At 41.7% G+C, this 18,668-nt stretch carries 19 protein-coding genes; 8 read left to right on the forward strand and 11 right to left on the reverse strand.

What is annotated here, in order from left to right:
- Positions 1 to 13: 13 nt before the first annotated feature.
- The 8 genes from SJY38_RS00475 to zapB all read right to left on the reverse strand — a co-directional run bounded on the left by SJY38_RS00475 (position 14) and on the right by zapB (position 5,728).
- Entirely contained in the window at positions 14 to 385 is a 372-nt protein-coding gene (locus tag SJY38_RS00475) for a hypothetical protein (RefSeq protein ID WP_286743340.1), read from the reverse strand.
- 46 nt (positions 386 to 431) lie between these two features.
- Positions 432 to 1,274 carry an amidohydrolase gene (locus SJY38_RS00480; RefSeq protein ID WP_286743337.1) on the reverse strand — a complete coding sequence of 281 codons (843 nt, stop codon included), beginning with the start codon at positions 1,272 to 1,274 and terminating at the stop codon, positions 432 to 434.
- Between the two features lie 10 nt (positions 1,275 to 1,284).
- Entirely contained in the window at positions 1,285 to 2,013 is a 729-nt protein-coding gene (locus tag SJY38_RS00485) for an SDR family NAD(P)-dependent oxidoreductase (RefSeq protein WP_029772595.1), read from the reverse strand.
- 26 nt (positions 2,014 to 2,039) lie between these two features.
- Complete coding sequence (locus SJY38_RS00490; protein WP_024031457.1) at positions 2,040 to 2,528, reverse strand: peptidylprolyl isomerase; 489 nt, start codon at positions 2,526 to 2,528, stop codon at positions 2,040 to 2,042.
- Positions 2,529 to 2,595: 67 nt separating this feature from the next.
- Complete coding sequence (locus SJY38_RS00495) at positions 2,596 to 4,074, reverse strand: LysM peptidoglycan-binding domain-containing protein (protein ID WP_286743332.1); 1,479 nt, start codon at positions 4,072 to 4,074, stop codon at positions 2,596 to 2,598.
- 36 nt (positions 4,075 to 4,110) lie between these two features.
- The gene (locus tag SJY38_RS00500; RefSeq protein WP_286743329.1) at positions 4,111 to 5,133 is read right to left on the reverse strand and encodes an MBL fold metallo-hydrolase; all 1,023 of its coding nucleotides are present in this window, start codon (positions 5,131 to 5,133) and stop codon (positions 4,111 to 4,113) included.
- Between the two features lie 62 nt (positions 5,134 to 5,195).
- On the reverse strand, positions 5,196 to 5,498 hold the full coding sequence (locus SJY38_RS00505; RefSeq protein ID WP_004587640.1) for a cell division protein ZapA: 303 nt from the start codon (positions 5,496 to 5,498) through the stop codon (positions 5,196 to 5,198).
- Positions 5,498 to 5,728 (reverse strand): cell division protein ZapB, encoded by a 231-nt coding sequence (zapB, locus tag SJY38_RS00510; protein ID WP_024031454.1) that lies wholly within the window; start codon positions 5,726 to 5,728, stop codon positions 5,498 to 5,500. Before zapB ends, SJY38_RS00505 begins: the two co-directional genes overlap by 1 nt.
- 238 nt (positions 5,729 to 5,966) lie before the next feature.
- On the opposite strand from zapB, the gene SJY38_RS00515 reads away from it, so the two are divergent.
- Positions 5,967 to 6,806 carry a 23S rRNA (adenine(2030)-N(6))-methyltransferase RlmJ gene (locus tag SJY38_RS00515; RefSeq protein WP_286743323.1) on the forward strand — a complete coding sequence of 280 codons (840 nt, stop codon included), beginning with the start codon at positions 5,967 to 5,969 and terminating at the stop codon, positions 6,804 to 6,806.
- 43 nt (positions 6,807 to 6,849) lie between these two features.
- On the opposite strand, the gene SJY38_RS00520 is transcribed toward SJY38_RS00515, so the two are convergent.
- The 3 genes from SJY38_RS00520 to SJY38_RS00530 form a co-directional block, all read right to left on the reverse strand.
- Entirely contained in the window at positions 6,850 to 7,665 is an 816-nt protein-coding gene (locus SJY38_RS00520) for an META domain-containing protein (RefSeq protein WP_286743322.1), read from the reverse strand.
- Positions 7,666 to 7,782: 117 nt separating this feature from the next.
- Positions 7,783 to 8,349, reverse strand: coding sequence for an alkylphosphonate utilization protein (locus SJY38_RS00525; protein WP_004587636.1), 567 nt, complete (start codon positions 8,347 to 8,349; stop codon positions 7,783 to 7,785).
- Between the two features lie 69 nt (positions 8,350 to 8,418).
- On the reverse strand, positions 8,419 to 9,177 hold the full coding sequence (locus SJY38_RS00530) for a substrate-binding periplasmic protein (protein WP_377109067.1): 759 nt from the start codon (positions 9,175 to 9,177) through the stop codon (positions 8,419 to 8,421).
- Positions 9,178 to 9,322: 145 nt separating this feature from the next.
- Here SJY38_RS00530 and SJY38_RS00535 point away from each other — a divergent pair, with 145 nt between their 5' ends.
- From SJY38_RS00535 to SJY38_RS00565, 7 genes are all read left to right on the forward strand, one after another.
- A complete protein-coding gene (locus SJY38_RS00535) occupies positions 9,323 to 10,588 on the forward strand; it encodes an EAL and HDOD domain-containing protein (RefSeq protein WP_273587536.1) in 1,266 nt (421 codons plus the stop codon).
- A gap of 2 nt (positions 10,589 to 10,590) precedes the next feature.
- Positions 10,591 to 11,199: a paraquat-inducible protein A gene (locus tag SJY38_RS00540; RefSeq protein ID WP_121638052.1), complete on the forward strand. Its 609-nt coding sequence runs from the start codon at positions 10,591 to 10,593 to the stop codon at positions 11,197 to 11,199.
- 63 nt (positions 11,200 to 11,262) lie between these two features.
- A complete protein-coding gene (locus SJY38_RS00545; RefSeq protein WP_024031447.1) occupies positions 11,263 to 11,628 on the forward strand; it encodes a hypothetical protein in 366 nt (121 codons plus the stop codon).
- Positions 11,629 to 11,890: 262 nt separating this feature from the next.
- Positions 11,891 to 13,213: a TolC family protein gene (locus SJY38_RS00550; protein ID WP_377109068.1), complete on the forward strand. Its 1,323-nt coding sequence runs from the start codon at positions 11,891 to 11,893 to the stop codon at positions 13,211 to 13,213.
- Between the two features lie 4 nt (positions 13,214 to 13,217).
- On the forward strand, positions 13,218 to 14,753 hold the full coding sequence (locus SJY38_RS00555; RefSeq protein WP_377109069.1) for an efflux RND transporter periplasmic adaptor subunit: 1,536 nt from the start codon (positions 13,218 to 13,220) through the stop codon (positions 14,751 to 14,753).
- Complete coding sequence (locus SJY38_RS00560) at positions 14,750 to 17,872, forward strand: efflux RND transporter permease subunit (protein ID WP_377109070.1); 3,123 nt, start codon at positions 14,750 to 14,752, stop codon at positions 17,870 to 17,872. The genes SJY38_RS00555 and SJY38_RS00560 overlap by 4 nt, the downstream gene beginning before the upstream one ends.
- 293 nt (positions 17,873 to 18,165) lie before the next feature.
- On the forward strand, positions 18,166 to 18,621 hold the full coding sequence (locus SJY38_RS00565; RefSeq protein ID WP_004587628.1) for a hypothetical protein: 456 nt from the start codon (positions 18,166 to 18,168) through the stop codon (positions 18,619 to 18,621).
- Positions 18,622 to 18,668 lie beyond the last annotated feature (47 nt).

The following is an 18,668-nucleotide window of genomic DNA, read 5'->3' on the forward strand; positions in this document are numbered from 1 at the left end:
ATAGTTAGCGGGTTTAATTGGCAAGATTAATTGTACACGTAACGCCTTTTATCTCAGCGGTGGCTTTACTATCAAGGTGGCGTATATAGCAGCGATTATTGTTTATCATTAACTCAAATTGATCGGGAAAGTTAAGCTGTTGATTGGCTGTTATATCGCTACGGTTTGTGTTTTTAAGAGTAAAGGTACTGGTGTGAATAAAGATATCGTCAGCAAGCGTTACGTTTTTTATATGCATTAAGCGCTCTATAACACGCTCTACCGCTTGGCTATTTGGCTCGGTAAGTAAGGCATGATGCAGCTTAGGAGTAGGCTGCGTGTTAGATGCGCAACCACTTAAAATAGTTAAAATGCCAAGGGCTGATAATTGCGAATGTATTGTCATAGTCATTGCCGCATTTACGTAAGTGGTTAAATTTAATATAGCTTATCTAGGATATGTTATAAAAATGCTTAGCATTTGCGTAGCTAAGGTTGTGCCATATTTTATTTGTTTTACACAAAGCTTGATGGCTATGCCAGACATCATTATAGCTTGCGTTAATTTGGCAAACCGGAAAGTTACTCGCAAACATAATGCGCTGCTCGCCAAAGTACGAGAGCATAGTTTCAAAACAATCTTGTTGCTGTTGTAAATTCAACGCTAAAAGCTCAAAACCCGAAAACTTAATCGCTATATTATTGTGCGCACTTAGCATGCGAATGCTTTGCTGCCAGTTATTAATATTATTAGGTAGGCCGCTATGGTTTATTATTATTTTTAGCTGAGGCAGCGCCTTAGCGTAACGAGCAAGCTGAGCGGCTATTGCAGTATTTTCAAGCTCAAACTGGGCTTCATAATACAGCCCTTGCAGGCAAAGGGTTTGCAAATTACTAAAGCACACTGGGTTTAATAATCGCTGTGCGTTTGCGCCTTCGGTGATATCCCGTATGCCTATTAAATGCGGGTGGGCAAGGGCGTTTATTGCTTTTGCAAATTGCACAGGTGCGCAATCTAACTGAGCGTAACTAATGGCTTTAAAGGGAAGCTTTTTTAAATGCGCCGTTAGCCAATTAAGTTCGTTAATGGGGGCGTTGTTATCAAAACCAGCCTCTACATGTACTATGCCGGCGAGGGTAAAGTCGCTGCTCTCTAGTAGCTCTTTTTCGCTAATAGGTTGTTTTATTAACTCTAAATTTGGCCATGCTGGTGGGTTTTCGCCTTGCAGCCAAGTATATTGCCCCTCGGCAAGGTTAAAAAAATGCACGTGGGGGTCAATAATTTTCAGGCTCATCCGCATGTGCTCATTGTGTGGTATATCCGCCATCAATATTTTGTAGGCTACCGGTTATAAAGCTTGCATCATCACTTGCTAAAAAGCTAACTAACGCGGCAACTTCATCAGCTTGTCCTAAGCGGTTTAGCGGTTGAAGGCTTGCCTCTTCTGCCACTATATCGGCCTTGTTAGCCCCACTTTTTTTACAATAAGCATCTATCGCGTTATGAAATAGAGGGGTTTCTATTGTCCCTGGGCATACCGCATTCGCGCGAATATTAAATTGGGCGTAATCAAGTGCTGTAGTTTTTGCCATAGAAGCAAGAGCATGCTTTGTCAGGTTGTAGGCAAACGAGTTAGGTTTACCAATTATTGCCTGATCTGAGGCTATTAAAATAATGGCGCCATTGTTTTGCGCTTTCATGCTGGGTAGTACACTTTGTACAGCCGCATAGGCCCCTTTAACGTTCAATGCAAATAATGCATCGAAAGTATGCTCATCGGTATCCTCAATGCTAGCACTGAGGTGTTTACCAGCGTTAGAAACAAGTACATCTATGCGTGAGCTTTGTTTACAAATGGCCGTAATACAGGCTTTTACAGCACTAACATTACTCACATCGCATTGGTGAAAAACCCCCAGCTCGCTGTACTCAATATCCAGATTGTGCACCGTGTAGCCATTTTCAATAAAGCGTTTTACAACCGCTAATCCAATGCCTTTTGTACCGCCTGTAACAATAGCAACCTTAGACATACTTGCTCCTAATTTAAGGTGTGTGATTAGTGAGAGTGACCACAGCCGCCTTCAGCGTGAACATGGCCATGCGAAATCTCTTCACTGGTTGCTTCACGAACCGATACCACTTCTAAATCAAACGTTAGCGTTTTGCCTGCAAACGGGTGGTTTAAATCGCAATCTGCATTAAAGCGGCCTACTTTAACTAATGTTACCTGGTGTTGGCCTTGGTTTGAGTGCACCATCGCAGTCATACCTGGTTTCCACACTTTTACGTCACCTTGTAGGTGCTTAAGCGGAATACGCTGAATTAAATCGTCAACGCGCTCACCGTATGACTCGCTAGGCTCAAGTGTTACGCTAAACTTATCGCCTGCGGCTTTGCCTTCAAGGGCTTTTTCTAAGCCAGGAAGCATGCCTTCGCTGCCATGAATATAGCTAAGAGGCGCGTGGTTTACACTGCTTTCTAGTTGCTCGCCCGCTTCGCTTAATGTGTAATGAAATTCAACTGCTGAATTTTTGCTAATTTGCATGCTTGTCTCTTTAAGTTTTTGACTAAGTTAAAAGCCGATTTTACGCGAAATACCGAGCTTTATAAACTCAGCGTGGTTGAATAAGTGATTTTTGTAGATCTTGCAGTAAATCTTGTTTTTGCTGCGGCTGTTTGGGTTTTTCTGCCTGGGGAATAAATAGCGTTAATTGCGTACCGGGCTTTAAAATGCTTGAGGCCCTTAAGTTGTTCCATTTAGCTAAATCACTGTGCGGCACTTCGTAAAGCTGACTAATGCTCCACAAGCTATCGCCTTGTTTTACTTCATAGTCTATTTCAAGAGTGGGGATCACGACTTCTTGTGGCTCTAAATAAGGACTAATTTGATAATCTATAGTGAGCGATTTTGGGAGCGTTTTAGGCTGTCCAACCAGCAGTTTTTCACCTATGCCTATCATATTATTTTGTTTGCCATTGAGCTGCTTTAACGCGCTTACCGACATGCTGAAGCGTCTTGCAATACTGTATAGCGTATCATTTTTTTTAACGATGTATTCGCCTGCAAAATTAGACTTAAAAAACTGACTTTTTAACAGTGCCTCTTGGCCGATAGGTAAAAGCAATGAGTGGGGACCATTAGGTGAGCTTTGATTTTTTAAATAGCCCTGGTTAAGCGCGTGCAACTGTTTTGAGCCAACCCCAGAGAGCTTAGCGATGACCGAAAAATCAAACTGTTGGCCCACATTCATTTGCGTTGTTATTGGTTTATTAGCCAGTTTAGGACGCTTAAAGCCTTTTTGCGGGTGCTTAACTAAGTAGCTTAGCGCTAACAGTTTAGGTACGTAGTCGGCCGTTTCTTTTGGCAGCTTTAGAGAAAAGTAATCGGTACTTTTACCGCGTTTTTTATTTCGCTCAATGGCTCGTTTAACACGCCCCTCACCACTATTATAAGCCGCTAGGGCGTGTAGCCAGTCGCCATCAAAGCGTTTGTGTAAATAGCTGAGGTATTCAAGTGCGGCATCGGTGGAGGCAAGTACATCTTGTCGGCCGTCATACCACTGATCGGATTTAATCCCAAAATGATGCGCTGTGGCGGCCACTAACTGCCAAACACCTACTGCTTGCTGCGATGAGGCAATGGTGGGTCTAAAATCACTTTCTACAAAGGGCAGTAAAGCCAGCTCCATAGGCAGGCGCTTTTGCTCAATTTTTTTTACGATATGATACAAATAAGGCGCAGCGCGTTTATTTACCGTGGGCAAATAGTTAGGTTGTTTTAAATACCAGTTAATACGCTTTTTTAAGGCGCGATTTTGATACACCGTAAAGTGTAGGTTGTTGGCAATATGCACCCATAGGTTTTTAGCTTTGGCGGGGCGCTTTTTTACAATTGTTTTTTTTGCCTTTACCGGCGGTGCAGTATTGGCTTGCTGTAATTGTTTTGGCTGTACAGGCTCAAGCTCTATTTGGTTTTCGTAGCTTGGCTCAAAGTGAGTAAAAATTTGTGGTGCGTCTGTTTCGGGTTGTGTTTGTGTGCTGTTACAGCCATACAAAAAAATAATTACACAACTTACAAGCAATCCACGCATCTTCATCTCTTATCTACAATCCTTTATTTTATAACACTACTGCGCATGCTCAATTAACTGGGCGCGCTTAAGCCCAGCCTGTAAAAATAACTGGCTCGACTTTGTATTTAACGCTTCTTGTTTATATGGTGCTAAAACATCCGCAGGGAAATTCTCAGTAAGTTGCTCAAGCGTTTGTTTTTTATTGTTTTTCACATGGGTTATTAAATTTGTTAAAAACAATAAAGGCTGCTTAAGTTGTGCTTTTTCAAGCGCCCCGCCGTGGCCGGGAAGTATTGTACGCAAATTAGGCTGATTAATATAGCGTTTGAGCAAGGCTTGCCAATTTTGTAACTGGCCGTGGCCTGGGTAGGGTAGCCAGTCAACAATATCGCCGCCTATTAGCAGCGTGCCATTATTGGTACTAAGTGTTAAATCGCCGTTTGTGTGGGCTTTTTCGGGCGTTATTTGTACCGCAAAGTTACCTAAATCAATACTTTGTTGCTCGCTGATTACGGTGCTAGGTGATTGTAAGTTATAGTTTTTCCAACGTAAAAAACGTTGTTTAGCTAAAGAGAGCTTTTCGCGCCACTGTGTTTGCTGTTGCTCGGGTAATGTGGCTAAGCGCTGATAGCTCAGCTCTATACTTTTTTCATAGCCTGCTAATTTATCATCGTAAGCCTGTTGGTATGTGGCAAAATTATCGGCTACTTGTTTATGTACTATTAGCTGCGCTTTTGGGAAGGCATTTTGTAATACGGCCATGCCGAGTAAATGGTCGTCATGAAAGTGAGTCGCAACTAAATAACAGAGCGGGGTTTTAAGGTGTTTTTTTAACTGTTTTGCCAGTGCTTCAACGGCTGCAAAGTTTCCGCTTGCATCAACCATTAGTGCGCATTGCTCGCCCTCTATGAGCACTTGGTTGGAATCGTAAAAACGTAACTTATCTTGTTGTTTTAAAAATTGCACATTTTCGTTTATTTGCTGCCAAGTAACCGCTGCCTTACTAGAGTGAGAAAATAGGCTAAGGGTAATAAAAAGGGCGGGGATTACAGTTACTAAAAGGGGTTTTAATGTCATTGTGTGTCTCTGCGCAGCATTTATTTACCCTCATAATAAACAAAAAGCGCACAGGGCGCTTTTTATTTTTTTATTGGGTCACTCGCCAAGCATTGGCTGAGTTTATCAATGAGTTGATCTTGCTGCTGTTGCTCTACACTGGCATGCGTTTTAGCTTCTAGCAACTCATGGCTAAGTGTAAGTGCTGCTAAAAGTATCGCCTGTTGTTCGTTGCGAACTGATGAGCGTTGCTTTGTTTGCTCAACCAAGTCATTTAAATTTTGTGCTGCTGCTATTAATGCATCTTCTTGCCCAACCGGGCATGCAAACTGCTGCTCTTTACCTAGCAACTCAACTGTGACCCGCTGGTTTTGCAGCTCAGACATTAGCTTGCCTGTTGTGCGCTTTGTAGTTTATCAAGTAAGCCTGTTAACGTAGAGCTGGCATCTTTTTGCTTTTCTTCGTTTTCAAGGGCTTCTAGTTGTAAAATTTCGTTTTCGTCGCTTAGTTTTGCGTTTTGCTCTTTTAAGCTAGCAACATCTGTTTGTAATTGGTTGTTGCGCTCGATAAGCGAGTCAATCAGTTGTTCGAGTTGTTGAAGAGTTGTGTTGTTCATAAAGGCGCTCATATAACTGTAATTAATGTCATGCAAATGTAAAGCAAAGTGTGTTGTTTTGCCAGCATTTACGGTGGTTTTAGCACAATTTTATTGTTTATTAAGTGATAATTCAGGGTGGCGGCTTTTTTGTTCATAAATGGTTCACTTAACTGCTCGCAAAACGGTGTATAGGTTGCCAAAATACAGAGCTTATGGTTCACTGCCGATATTAAATTGCGTATAGCGAAAATTAACAATGCTTAGTTACAGACACTCTTTTCATGCAGGTAACCCTGCCGATGTACTTAAACATTTAGTACTTGCACAGGTACTTCAATATCAAACTATTAAAGATAAACCCCTCGATTATATTGATACCCACTCAGGTGCGGGATTTTTTGAGTTAAGTTCATCTGATTCCCAAAAAACACAAGAATACAAAGAGGGCATTGCTAAGCTTTGGCAACATATCAGTAAACACGAGGCGCTAAACGATTATATTGCATTAATTAAATCGTTTAATGATGGGGATGAACTGGCGTTTTACCCCGGTTCGCCAAAAATTGCTGAGCATTACTTACGTCGTCAAGACAAAGGCTGGTTTTTTGAATTACACCCGCGCGATTTGCAGTTACTTGAGCAAAACATGCAAGGTAAGCGCTCTATTCGCGTACGTGGCGAAAACGGTTTTGCCGGATTAATAGGGCTACTTCCGCCAGCTTCGCGCCGTGCATGTGTGCTTATTGACCCACCTTATGAAATAAAAGACGATTACGACACTGTAGTAAGTACATTAGTTAAGGCGCACCAGCGCTTTGCTACCGGCACATATATGATTTGGTATCCCGTTGTTGATAGAGAGCGAATCAATACAATGGAGCAAGGGTTGATTGAGTCGGGAATGCGTAATATTCAATTATTTGAGTTAGGCACGCAAGCGGATACTGACGTACACGGTATGACGGCTTCAGGGATGATTGTTATTAACCCACCGTGGAAATTAAAACAAACTATGGACAGCATATTACCTGAGTTAGTTGAGCTTTTAAGTGAGCCTAGCGGGTTTTATAGAAGCGAGCAGTTAGTCGACGAATAACTGCCTGCCATTATGAAAAGTAAAAGCCCAGCTGGGCTTTTATTTAATTAAAATAAACCGCATTAAAGGTGGCAAGCGTATTGCCACTGCTATCTTTTAATTCTAAAGACTCGCCTTCTATAGCCCATTTTTGCGTGTTATTGAGCATGTTTAACATAGCCGCTTCTTGCTCCATGCTTTGTGAGCACATTTTTTTTGTACTTGCCAATTGGCTAAACGAAATTGAATGTTGATCTGTGCTATAGCTGCCGCTGACGTTATTACACCCTAAAAAGCCGTTAACGCGGTTATCTTTATCAAATTGTATAAATGGCTCTTTTGTTCTTACACTGACTGTTTGCGCGTTAATTGTAACGGCTTTCCAGTATGTATTTGTAAGGGTAACATCGCTTTTAGGTGAGGCGACTTTTTCAAGCTCAATTTCGTGAAGAATCCCCGAGTTTGCATTTTTAAAAGGGTCGTACTGCATTGTGCTGGTATAAAGAACCTTCTCTTTATTAATGATTCTAGCGGTGAGGTTATAGCGGTGTTTATCAACAATGTTGTTGTCATCATAAGCTAGCTCCACGGTATACGGCGGCGCTTTATTTATATCAATTACTTGTTGCGTAATTATTTCGGCTTTTACATCTGCTTTTGACACATCAGATAGCGTTACAATTAGTTGTGAGCCAGGGCGTGGCATACTGCGATCTTTATAGCTCACTTGCGTGGTTAAACCCATAACGCTTTTTTCTTGTACTGTGGATTGTGATTCGTTAGCTGGTTTTTCACAGCCCGCTAATGTGAGTGCACTTAGGGCTAATAAACCTAAGCCAGTAAATGTACGTTTTTGAAACCTAAATTGCTGCTTTGCCATGCTTGCGCTCCTTATTCCTATATTGCTGGTAAGTGTAGGGGGGAGGAGCTTAATCATGGCTTAATTTTTTTAGGCACAAAAAAAGGCGCTAATGCGCCTTAATATAATGCTTTAACGCTATTTTTTTACAAACTTTGTTAAAATAACAATACGTTGGCCATCTACTCGCCCTTCAATATGTTCAGGGTTATTTGTTAAGCCTATATTACGTACTGCTGTGCCGCGTTTGGCGGTTAAGCTACTACCTTTAACGTCTAAGTCTTTAATTAAAGTAACCGTATCGCCAGCTTGTAGCACTACGCCGTTACTGTCTACGTGTTTTATATCGTCATCTTCAGCAAGGGCTTTTTTGGCCCAAGCAAGGGTGTCTTCTTCTAGGTAAATCATGTCGAGCGCATCTTGTGCCCAGCCATTATCAACAGCTAAGCGCGTTAGCATTCTGTAAGCCACTACTTGTACGGCAGGTGTTTGGCTCCACATGCTGTCGTTTAAACAGTGCCAATGTGTTGGGGTAAGCTCGCTGTTGTTTTCTATTTGATCTTTACAGGTTTGGCAGGTGTAAATGCATTTGTCTGAATGGGTTTCGGTAACAGGAGGCACTTCGTAAACAGATAAGTGTTCGGTTGCGCTGCATAATTCACACTGGTTATTACTGCGCTCGATTAAGGCTTTTTCAATACTCATAAGGCGTTCTTATATAGGAAGAGGTTTACATTTGGCCGTATTATACCCTAGCAAAGGTAGGCGGCGATACTAATCCCTTAAATTTTGTGCGGGTATTGGGTTAATGTATTTATCTTCTATGCGTTTTATGTAACCACTGCTATGTAAGTGTGCCAGGGCTTGGTTAATTTTAGGCAGTAACGCTTTGTGCTTAGCAAGTAAACGCACTCTTAAATAACCATGCGAATGCTGGGCGCCAAACTCAGTATTAATATTTAGTTGTTTAGACCAATACGCTGCGGTATGAGTACCCATAATGGCAACATCAATACGCGCTTTAGATAATGCAATCATTAGCTCTTTTTCAGAGGGAAAATCGACGCGGTTAAATTTCGCATCATCATGGTAGTAGTAGCCAAGTACTGTACCAACCTCTTTAGAGTATAAACTTTGCTTAGTTTGATACTGCGCGACGTTACCAGGCAGTGCGACAATCATTTCGGTTGCGGGGATCAGCGGCTCTGAAAAAATATAGTAAGGATTATCTCGCTCGCTTTGCGCTAACCATTTCAGAGTGATTACATCAAAATCAATAATGCCGTTTTCTAAGTATTTGGTAATTCGCTTAGTGGGGAGCTCAACGTGATTGGCGGTAATATTTGCTTGCGCCATTAAAGCGGTGATTATTTCTGGCAAAATGCCGGGTTTTTCTGGGTTGCCGGTGTAAAAAGGGTAGTGACTACCTGACGCACTGACATTGTAATTTAGTTCTGGCTGGTTTTGCTGGGCATGAGTAAACGTAGCAAGATGCAAAATAAATAAGGGTAAAAACAACTTTAAAAAAAACAAATACGTAACCTTTGCTAAACTTTTAACCTTGAGCGTTATGTAATTTAACTCCGCTTGTAATGATTCTAGAATCTTCATAGCGGTTGAATTACAGTGTATAACCTAATTGTAATAAACAACGTCAAATTAGATAGGCTTTTATTAAGTGAATCCCACAAATATTCTACAGAACGGGCAAAAGATAACACAGTTTGTTGCAAGGCAACCTATTTTTGATGCGCAGCAGAATGTGTTTGCTTATGAGCTGCTTTATCGCGATTCAGCCCATAATGCATTTCCTGTGGGAACATCTGATGAGCAAGCAACCAGCCGTTTGTTTTTTAATACGCTGATGATGCTAGGGCCAGACAAACTTACAGCGCATCATTTAGCGTTTATTAACCTTTCTTCAGCCACTATTTTAGAAAACTTTCCTAAATTGTTAGTACCACAAAATTGTGTGTTAGAAATCGTTGAGCGTACGAACAAAATAGCTGAGGTAACTCAGCGCGTGAAAGCGCTCAAGCAAGAGGGATACAAGTTTGCCTTAGATGATTACGATGGCGACGATAAATGGGCGCCATTACTTGCGCATGTAGATTACATTAAAATTGAAATGGACGATGTAATAATTAAAACTAATATGCGCATAAAAAAAATTAAACGAGCTAATCCGCATGCAAAAATTATTGTTGAGCGCATAGAAACTCATGCGCAATTTCACTCGTTAAAACAAGCCGGTTGCGATTTATTTCAGGGTTACTTTTTTGCCCGCCCAGAGATGATCACTTACAAAGATGTGGAGCCAGGTAAGGTGATTGTGTTTGATTTACTGCGCTTTACGGCAAAAGAATCTTTATGCTTTGATGAAATACAAAAACAAGTAGCCAGAGATGTGGCAATTACAGCGCGAGTATTGAAATTAGCGAATGCCCGCTCGGGCAGTACTAAATTAACCATTACCTCTATTTCGCAAGCGGTTGTGTATTTAGGAGAGGATAGCATAAGGCAACTTGTACGCGTGCTGGCGCTGAGCGAATTAGGCGCCGATAAGCCCTCAGAACTCACAAAACTTGCCTTAACCAGAGCGCAGTTTATTGCGCTATTGCTAGGGCAAAACCACGCAGAACTGGTTGGTCAGGGCTACTTGGTTGGGTTGTTTTCTGTGATGGATGCAATTTTAGATACAAACCTTGAAGCAATTGTTAAAGAGTTTTCGCTAGATGAAAGTATTGCCCAGGCATTATTAAACAATGAGGGCATTTTAGGGCAAAGCCTTGCGCTTATTAGGGCGTTTGAACTAGATGAAATGGATAAAATAGCGGTGTTAATGCCGGCAATAAACAGTGATTTGCATATAGGTCATATTTTTAATTATGTTCTTGATGCACTGTTGTATAGTGACGAAATTATTGAGGCTATTGCAGAATAAATATGCGTAATTGGTTATCTATTTTAAGTATTGTGGTTGCATTAGGGCTGTTATTTCCTGGTGTTACCAAACCTGTATTATCGATTGAGGGGAACATTGATAAATCGCAACTCGCCAAAGCAGGCATAGAAATGCTGGCTGAGGAAGGCGATGGCCGTACCCGTAGTATGTTAATGATGTTCTCTAGCATGTTAGGACTTGATAAATTAGAGGGTGAAATAAACGCGTATAGCAAAACACAAAGTATTTGGGGAACCGTAAACGAGCTAGCTAATAATAATAATTTATTTGTAGCGGCGTTAGTTGGGTTGTTCTCTATTGTGATCCCAAGCTTAAAATTACTGCTGCAATTACTGTATTGCTGCTTGTCACCCAGCAGATTTAAAAATAAGTTAGGTGTGGTTATTTGCGCACTGAGCAAGTGGAGCATGGTGGATGTGTTTGTTATTGCGTTAATAGTGACTTATTTGGCAGGCAATGCACATGGGCAAAGTAGCGATTTACTAATTATGCATAGCACTTTTGGTGAGGGATTTTGGTATTTTAGTGCTTATTGTATTTTTGCTATTTTAGCGAGTAGCTTAATTAAACCGCCTAAAAAAGAAAATTAATTATTTGAGTTAGCTTAATAACTCAAATATTATTACTGGGTAATTTACTTAATAGGTTTTGTTTTGCAGCGTTTTTACTCAAATTTACTCGTTGTTGTGATGCTACTCACGTTTGTGGGGCAAGCCGTTGCGTCTGTAAATCAGCAGTGCGAAATGCCACACATGAGCCTATCAGCAAAGCATGCCACACATGTAATGAGCGAGAGTAAATTGCATACAGGTATGATGGAAATGGATTGCTGCAGTGATGAAGCAGATGTTCAAAATGATTGTCATTGCCCAATAAATGGCTGTGGAAGCAGCTCTATTTTAACGTCCCCGGCCTTATTTACTGCTTTTTCGTTATCGAGTGAAAAAGTTACCCAGCTTAATAGCGGTATTTCCTCCCCACCTAGCAATACCTTATATCGCCCTCCTATGTTTGCTTAAACGCAGGATAGGTGTGATACCAATCGACTTGATTATTTAGTCATTTAGCGTGCCAAATAAAGCGTTAACAGCGTTATAAACCTCTCGTGTAGAGCAACTACATGTCGATGTTTATGCCTTGTTATCACTCTATTTAACTGTCGCTATAAATAACTAATAACTCAACACCATTGGTATGAGTGAAATTTAGCTATATTCGCTAAAAGCGCCTGTTCTGCTTGTTAATTTAAGATTTTATTTTTAATTTTAGATGGAGCAGGCAATGACCCGCACTGTAATTTTTAAAGCTTTATTACTGAGCGCCACCTTATTTGGTGCTGTATTTAATAGTGATGCCATAGCAAAAGCATCAACCCTTAATTTAACGGATGCCATAAACCTAGCGCTCAATAACGAGCCATGGCTGAGCGCCAGTGAGCAAAAGCAAGCCGCCGCCACAGCGCAAAGTATTGCTGCAGGTACTCTACCAGACCCCGTATTAAGCATAGGTTTGCAAAGCTTACCCGTAGATGGCTTTGCGTTTGATCAAGAAAACATGACGCAGTTAAAACTGGGTATAAGCCAAAGCTTTAGCCGTGGTAATAGCCTAGCACTTAGCCAACAAGCAATAAAAGAAGAAGCACTTGAGCAGCCGTGGCTTAGGGCGCAGCGAAAGGCGCAAGTAAAAGCTAGGGTAATGGAGCTGTGGTTAAATGCCTACAGAGCACAGCAAAGTATTGCGTTAATTGAACAAGATAAAGCATTGTTTAGCCAGTTAATTGAAGTTACCGAAGCCAGTTACTCCAGTAGTTTAGGTAAAACCCGTCAGCAAGATATTATTCGCTCACAATTGGAGCTCACACGCCTTGAAGATAAACTGATTGTATTAGCGCAGCAGCTAGATGCCGCTAAACAAGGGTTAGCCCAGTGGTTACCACAGAGCATATTACGCCAACCATTAAGCCTAACTTTTACAGCGCCAGCCCCGCTTACCCAATTTAATAGCTTAGACTTTGATGAGCTCATTAAGTTACTTATGGCGCATCCCTCTATGGTGGCTATAGATCAACGTATAGCCTCTAAACGCACACAAGTGAGCCTTGCTAAACAAAGTTATAAGCCACAACTTGGCGTACATATGGGTTATGGCTATCGCGCTGATAACCAAGCTGGTGAATCGCGTGCTGATTTGCTTTCGGTGGGGGTGAGTATTGATTTACCTTTATTTACCGACAACAGGCAAGATCAGCAAGTTAATGCGGCTATTGCTAATGCAGAGGCCATTAAAACCGACAAACGCGTGGCGCTACAAAGCCTAAAAGGACAGTACTTTAAAGAGGTTAGTCAACTTGAGCGAATTGAGCAGCGCAATACGCTTTATCAAAACACGTTATTACCGCAAATGTCGCAACAAGCTCAGGCTACTTTAAACGCGTATACCCGTGACGATGGCGACTTTTCTGATGTTATGCGCGCGCGTATTAGTGAGCTAAACGCCAAAATAGATGCCCTTAATATTCAAATAGACAAACACATAATTATTGCTCGCTTAAATTATTACGCAGCCAGTTTAGACTCGCTAGTAATGGCTGAGCTACAAGGATAAAACAATGAAAACTAACTTAAAATACCTTGTAGCGCTGCTTATTGGTGCCGCGTTAATGTTTATTGCTAATCGCTGGTTGATTGATAATACCGAGCACTTAGCCACAACCGCTGATAATAAAAAAGCGAAGCCGCTGTATTGGGTTGCGCCAATGGACAGTAATTATAGGCGCGATGAACCAGGGCTATCACCAATGGGGATGGAGCTGGTGCCTGTATATGCAAACGCTGAAAACGACAGCCCAGGTACTATAAAAATATCCCCTGAAGTGGTTAATAACTTAGGCGTTAAAACCAGTAAAGTGCAAGTTAAAACACTGCAAAGTGATATTCAAACAATCGGTTATGTGCAATACAATCAAGATCAGTTAACCCATATTCATCCTCGCGTAGAAGGGTGGATAGAAACTTTATTTGTAAAAGCGCAAGGGGAGCCCGTTAGTGCTGGTGAGCCTCTTTACACACTCTACTCTCCTCAGCTTGTGAACGCACAAGAAGAATTTTTACTCGCAGTAAATAGAAAAAACAGCGTATTGATCCGGGCTGCTAAGGCGCGTTTAGAGTCGCTAAATGTGTCTGATGGCTTTATTAAGCGCTTAGAAAAAAATAAAAAAGTGATGCAAAACATCACATTTTACGCGCGTCAAAGTGGAGTGCTTGATGAGCTTAATATACGAGAAGGTTTTTATGTTAAGCCTGGCACCTCAATGATGAGCATCGCTAAATTAGATCAAGTATGGGTAGAGGCAGAAGTATTTGAGCACCAAGCCGCTTTAGTGAGCAAAGGGCTTCCCGTTACAATGACCCTTGATTACATTCAAGGTAAGCAGTGGCAGGGCATAGTAGATTACATTTACCCAGCGCTGAATGCTAAAAATCGCACTTTACGTGTAAGGCTGCGTTTTGAAAATACCGCAGGGCTACTTAAACCTAATATGTTTGCCCAAGTAAGTATTCACACACACAGTGATTCACCGCAACTAGTTATACCTAAGCAAGCGCTTATTCGTACAGGCGCACAAAACCGAGTAGTACTTGCCCTAGGCGATGGGCGTTTTAAATCGGTGGCGGTAAAAGTAGGGCAAATTAGCCAACATGAAGTGGCTATTCTATCGGGCATTACTAAAGAAGACCGTGTTGTGACTGCTGCGCAGTTTTTAATAGACTCTGAATCAAGTAAAGACTCGGACTTTAAGCGTATGAGCGCACCAAGCACTCACGCCATGAGCGACATGCCTGAGATGGAAATGGACAAGGCTGAAGCGGTTCAAACAGCTACAGTAATGGGAACCATAAATAATATAAACGCAGCGCAGCGAGTTATTAATATTAGTAGAGAGGCTATCGCTAAATGGAACAGAGGCCCTGCTACTATGGACTTTATACTTGCTAAAGAGCTTGATATTAGTGCGCTTTCCCCTGAACAGCGGGTTCATTTTACATTTAACATTATTGAGGGCGAATTTGTAATAAGCAAAATTGCTGAGCACCCTACTGACGAAGGCGCAGCTCATCATTCAATGCATGGGGAATTATTATGATAGCTGCTGTTATTCGCTGGTCGGTTGTTAATCGTGTTCTCGTCTTGTTACTGAGTATTATTGTATTTGGCGCGGGTATTTACAGTGTAAAACAGACACCCGTTGATGCGCTTCCGGATTTATCGGACGTACAGGTAATTGTTAAAACCAGCTACCCAGGCCAAGCACCCCAAGTAGTGCAAGACCAAGTTACCTTCCCGCTCACCACAGCAATGCTGTCTGTGCCTGGCGCTAAAACGGTGCGCGGTTTTTCGTTTTTTGGCGACTCGTATGTGTATATTATTTTTGATGAAAATACCGATATTTACTGGGCCCGAAGCCGCGTACAAGAGTATTTAAGTCAGGTAGAAAGCCGCTTGCCGGCAAGTGCAAAGGCACAACTTGGCCCCGATGCCACAGGAGTGGGGTGGGTTTATTTATATGCGTTAGTCGATAAAACAAATCAGCTCAATATTAGCCAACTTCGTAGCTTGCAAGATTGGTTTTTAAAATTTGAACTGCAAAGCGTTGAAGGTGTATCTGAGGTAGCCGCTGTAGGTGGCATGATAAAGCAGTACCAAGTGGTTGTAGACCCCGTTAAGTTACGTGCTTATGGCCTTCCTCTTAGTTTGATACAAACTGCAATTAGCCAAGGTAATCAAGAAACTGGCGCCTCAGTAATCGAAATGGCTGAAGCCGAATACATGGTAACCAGCACAGGTTATATTAAAAGTGTTGCCGACTTAGAAGCCATTCCATTAGGAATTAACGCCCAAGGAAGTGCATTACAATTACGAGATGTAGCGGATGTGCGCTTAGGTCCTCAAATGCGACGAGGCATTGCCGAGCTAAATGGCGAAGGCGAGGTTGCGGGTGGCATTGTGGTGATGCGTTATGGCGAAAACGCCCAAGAAACAATTTCTCGGGTAAAAGCAAAACTTGAGTCTTTAAAACAAGGGTTACCCAAAGGGGTTGAAATAATTCCGGTTTACGACCGCTCCACGTTAATAAAAAGCGCGGTTGATAACCTAAGTAGTAAATTGTTTGAAGAGCTCATTATTGTAGCCTTAGTGTGCGTGGTATTTTTATTTCATGTGCGCTCATCGCTGGTGGCTATTATTACCTTGCCTATGGGTATATTAATGGCTTTTATTGTGATGTATTGGCAAGGTGTAAACGCTAATATTATGTCGTTAGGCGGGATTGCTATTGCTATTGGCGCTATGACAGATGGTGCTATCGTAATGATAGAAAACATGCATAAACACATGGAAAAAACGCCACTGACCAAGCAAAACCGCTGGCAAATAGTGACTAAATCGGCCACCGAGGTAGGCCCTGCGTTATTTTTTAGTTTGCTCATTATTACTGTAAGTTTTATGCCTGTATTTATTTTAGAGGCGCAAGAAGGGCGCATGTTTGCCCCGCTTGCTTATACAAAAACGTATGCGATGGCAGCCTCTGCCGGCTTAGCTATAACCTTAGTGCCGGTGTTAATGGGCTACTTTATTCGGGGTAAGGTCATTCCTGAGCATAAAAACCCAGTTAATAGAGCCTTGGTTGCAGGGTATAAACCGCTGTTAGCCACCGTACTTAAATTTCCAAAAAGTACGTTATTTATTGCATTTATAGTGACGGTTATAGGCTTTTATCCGGTAAATAAAATAGGCAGTGAGTTTATTCCTTTGCTAGATGAAGGCGACTTAATGTATATGCCAACAACTTACCCAGGGCTCTCTATTGGTGAAGCGCGAAAAATTTTACAGCAAACAGATAAGCTCATAGCCTCTGTACCTGAAGTAAAAGCTGTATTTGGTAAAATAGGGCGCGCCGATACCGCAACTGACCCCGCACCGCTGACAATGATTGAAACCTTTATTCAATTTAAGCCCAAATCACAGTGGCGAGAGGGCATGACGAAGCAAAAAATTAAAGCAGAGCTGGAAAGCTTAGTTACATTACCGGGCCTTACAAATGCGTGGGTTATGCCAATAAAAACGCGAATTGATATGCTTGCCACCGGTATTAAAACGCCTGTAGGTATTAAAATTGCGGGCCCAAGCCTGTTAGAAATTCAAAACATTGGGCAGCAAATTGAGCAATTGTTAAAAGATGTGCCTGGCACAGCCTCAGTGTATTCAGAGCGTGTAGCCACAGGGCGTTATATTAAAGTGGATATAAACCGTGAAAAAGCAGCACGGTATAATCTAAATATAGCCGACATACAACAGGTTGTAGCCACTGCAATTGGCGGCTCAAACGTGACTGAAACAATTGAAGGGCAACAGCGTTACCCGGTAAATTTACGCTACCCGCAGAGCTTTCGTGCTTCGCCTGAAGATTTAAAATTATTACCTATTATTACACCGTCAGGCCAACATATTGCACTTGGTGATGTTGCTAAAGTATTTATTGAAGATGGCCCTACCGGTATTAAAAGCGAAAATGCGCGTTTAAATGGGTGGAGCTTAATTGATATTAAAGGCAGTGATATTGGCAGCTATGTAGCACAAGCTCAGCAAGTACTTGGCGATAACCTACAATTACCCGCTGGTTATTCAATTACTTGGGCAGGGCAGTACGAATACATGCAACGCGCAAAAGCAAAGCTTACTTATGTGATCCCGCTTACACTCGCAATTATTGTAATACTGCTATACCTTAATTTTAAATGCCTAAGCGAAGTACTTATTATTATTGCCACTCTTCCTTTGGCTATGGTGGGCGGCATTTGGCTGATGTATTTTGAAGCGTTTAACTTTTCGGTGGCAGTGGGTGTAGGGTTTATTGCATTGGCCGGTGTTGCCGTAGAAATAGGCGTCATAATGCTTGTATATTTAAACCAAGCTTATACAGAGCAGCGCCAGCAGTGCGAGCAAACTGGAACTGCATTTAACTTACAAGCGTTACAACACGCTATTATGCAAGGTGCAGGGCTAAGAGTGCGCCCCGTAATGATGACGGTAGCTACCATTATTGCTGGCTTATTACCCGTTTTATACGGCACCGGCACCGGTAGCGAAGTGATGAGCAGAATAGCTGCGCCGATGGTAGGCGGGATGCTAAGCGCAATTATGCTTACGTTATTGGTTATACCTGCGGTGTATTTACTGTGGAAAAAGCAGCATATTAGTCAATAGGTGTTGTTCTTTGTGAGTTAAAATTTGCTGAATGAAGGGGCGTTTAAATCGCGGTGTACGGTTTTTACCCTTGTGAGCTTGATAGCTGCCCCTAATTCAGCAGGCTCTAATAGCACACTGTGGGCAATATCTGTTTTATTGCCCTATAAAAATTACCCGTATTTTGTAACTTGTACCAAATAACCCACCTAGCTGCTGTTTTTTTATTTTTAATGCATTGTTTTTAATTGAGTTTATGTTGGCACGGTTTACGCAACCTATACCTTATACAGTCAACTTAGTAAGGAATGCACATGCAAGTTAAAACAATTAAAGAAGTGTACGATTGGACCGTTTTATTTCACACACAAATGGCGGCAAATTTTTACAGCGTTAAGGAGTTACTTGATGAACGTAACGCGATGCTAGTGGACTATTATTTAGATTATGAAAAAAAGTTAGCTGAAGACTTAGTTGGCTTTAAAGCAATTACAGAGATCAACACCTTAGATACTTACAGCTACGAATACTTTGCAGACAACCCCGAGTTAATTACGTTTAACGATATTAGCAAAGACCAAGAATTTGATGAAAAGGTGATTCAAAACTACCTCTCTGAGCAGCACAAAAAAGTAATCGAACTTTACGAGTACTTATTAGAGCGCGCTGAGACAGAAAACGGTAAAGAAAAGCTCGAGCAAATTTTAGAGCTTGAAAAGCAAGGCGTTAAGCAAATGATGCAAAGCTCAAACCGCCATATGGATATGTAAACCTGATAAAATAACCTGGTTGTTATCTTTATCGGTAAAGCTTCAAA

Source organism: Pseudoalteromonas sp. R86517, assembly GCF_042466295.1.
Classification (GTDB): domain Bacteria; phylum Pseudomonadota; class Gammaproteobacteria; order Enterobacterales; family Alteromonadaceae; genus Pseudoalteromonas; species Pseudoalteromonas atlantica.

What these genes read in the sequence shown, in the direction of transcription:
- SJY38_RS00475 (WP_286743340.1), bottom strand. Translation starts at nt 385, where the DNA reads ATGACAATACATTCGCAATTATCAGCCCTTGGCATTTTAACTATTTTA.
- SJY38_RS00480 (WP_286743337.1), bottom strand. Translation starts at nt 1,274, where the DNA reads ATGAGCCTGAAAATTATTGACCCCCACGTGCATTTTTTTAACCTTGCC.
- SJY38_RS00485 (WP_029772595.1), bottom strand. Translation starts at nt 2,013, where the DNA reads ATGTCTAAGGTTGCTATTGTTACAGGCGGTACAAAAGGCATTGGATTA.
- SJY38_RS00490 (WP_024031457.1), bottom strand. Translation starts at nt 2,528, where the DNA reads ATGCAAATTAGCAAAAATTCAGCAGTTGAATTTCATTACACATTAAGC.
- SJY38_RS00495 (WP_286743332.1), bottom strand. Translation starts at nt 4,074, where the DNA reads ATGCGTGGATTGCTTGTAAGTTGTGTAATTATTTTTTTGTATGGCTGT.
- SJY38_RS00500 (WP_286743329.1), bottom strand. Translation starts at nt 5,133, where the DNA reads ATGACATTAAAACCCCTTTTAGTAACTGTAATCCCCGCCCTTTTTATT.
- SJY38_RS00505 (WP_004587640.1), bottom strand. Translation starts at nt 5,498, where the DNA reads ATGTCTGAGCTGCAAAACCAGCGGGTCACAGTTGAGTTGCTAGGTAAA.
- zapB (WP_024031454.1), bottom strand. Translation starts at nt 5,728, where the DNA reads ATGAACAACACAACTCTTCAACAACTCGAACAACTGATTGACTCGCTT.
- SJY38_RS00515 (WP_286743323.1), top strand. Translation starts at nt 5,967, where the DNA reads ATGCTTAGTTACAGACACTCTTTTCATGCAGGTAACCCTGCCGATGTA.
- SJY38_RS00520 (WP_286743322.1), bottom strand. Translation starts at nt 7,665, where the DNA reads ATGGCAAAGCAGCAATTTAGGTTTCAAAAACGTACATTTACTGGCTTA.
- SJY38_RS00525 (WP_004587636.1), bottom strand. Translation starts at nt 8,349, where the DNA reads ATGAGTATTGAAAAAGCCTTAATCGAGCGCAGTAATAACCAGTGTGAA.
- SJY38_RS00540 (WP_121638052.1), top strand. Translation starts at nt 10,591, where the DNA reads ATGCGTAATTGGTTATCTATTTTAAGTATTGTGGTTGCATTAGGGCTG.
- SJY38_RS00550 (WP_377109068.1), top strand. Translation starts at nt 11,891, where the DNA reads ATGACCCGCACTGTAATTTTTAAAGCTTTATTACTGAGCGCCACCTTA.
- SJY38_RS00555 (WP_377109069.1), top strand. Translation starts at nt 13,218, where the DNA reads ATGAAAACTAACTTAAAATACCTTGTAGCGCTGCTTATTGGTGCCGCG.
- SJY38_RS00560 (WP_377109070.1), top strand. Translation starts at nt 14,750, where the DNA reads ATGATAGCTGCTGTTATTCGCTGGTCGGTTGTTAATCGTGTTCTCGTC.
- SJY38_RS00565 (WP_004587628.1), top strand. Translation starts at nt 18,166, where the DNA reads ATGCAAGTTAAAACAATTAAAGAAGTGTACGATTGGACCGTTTTATTT.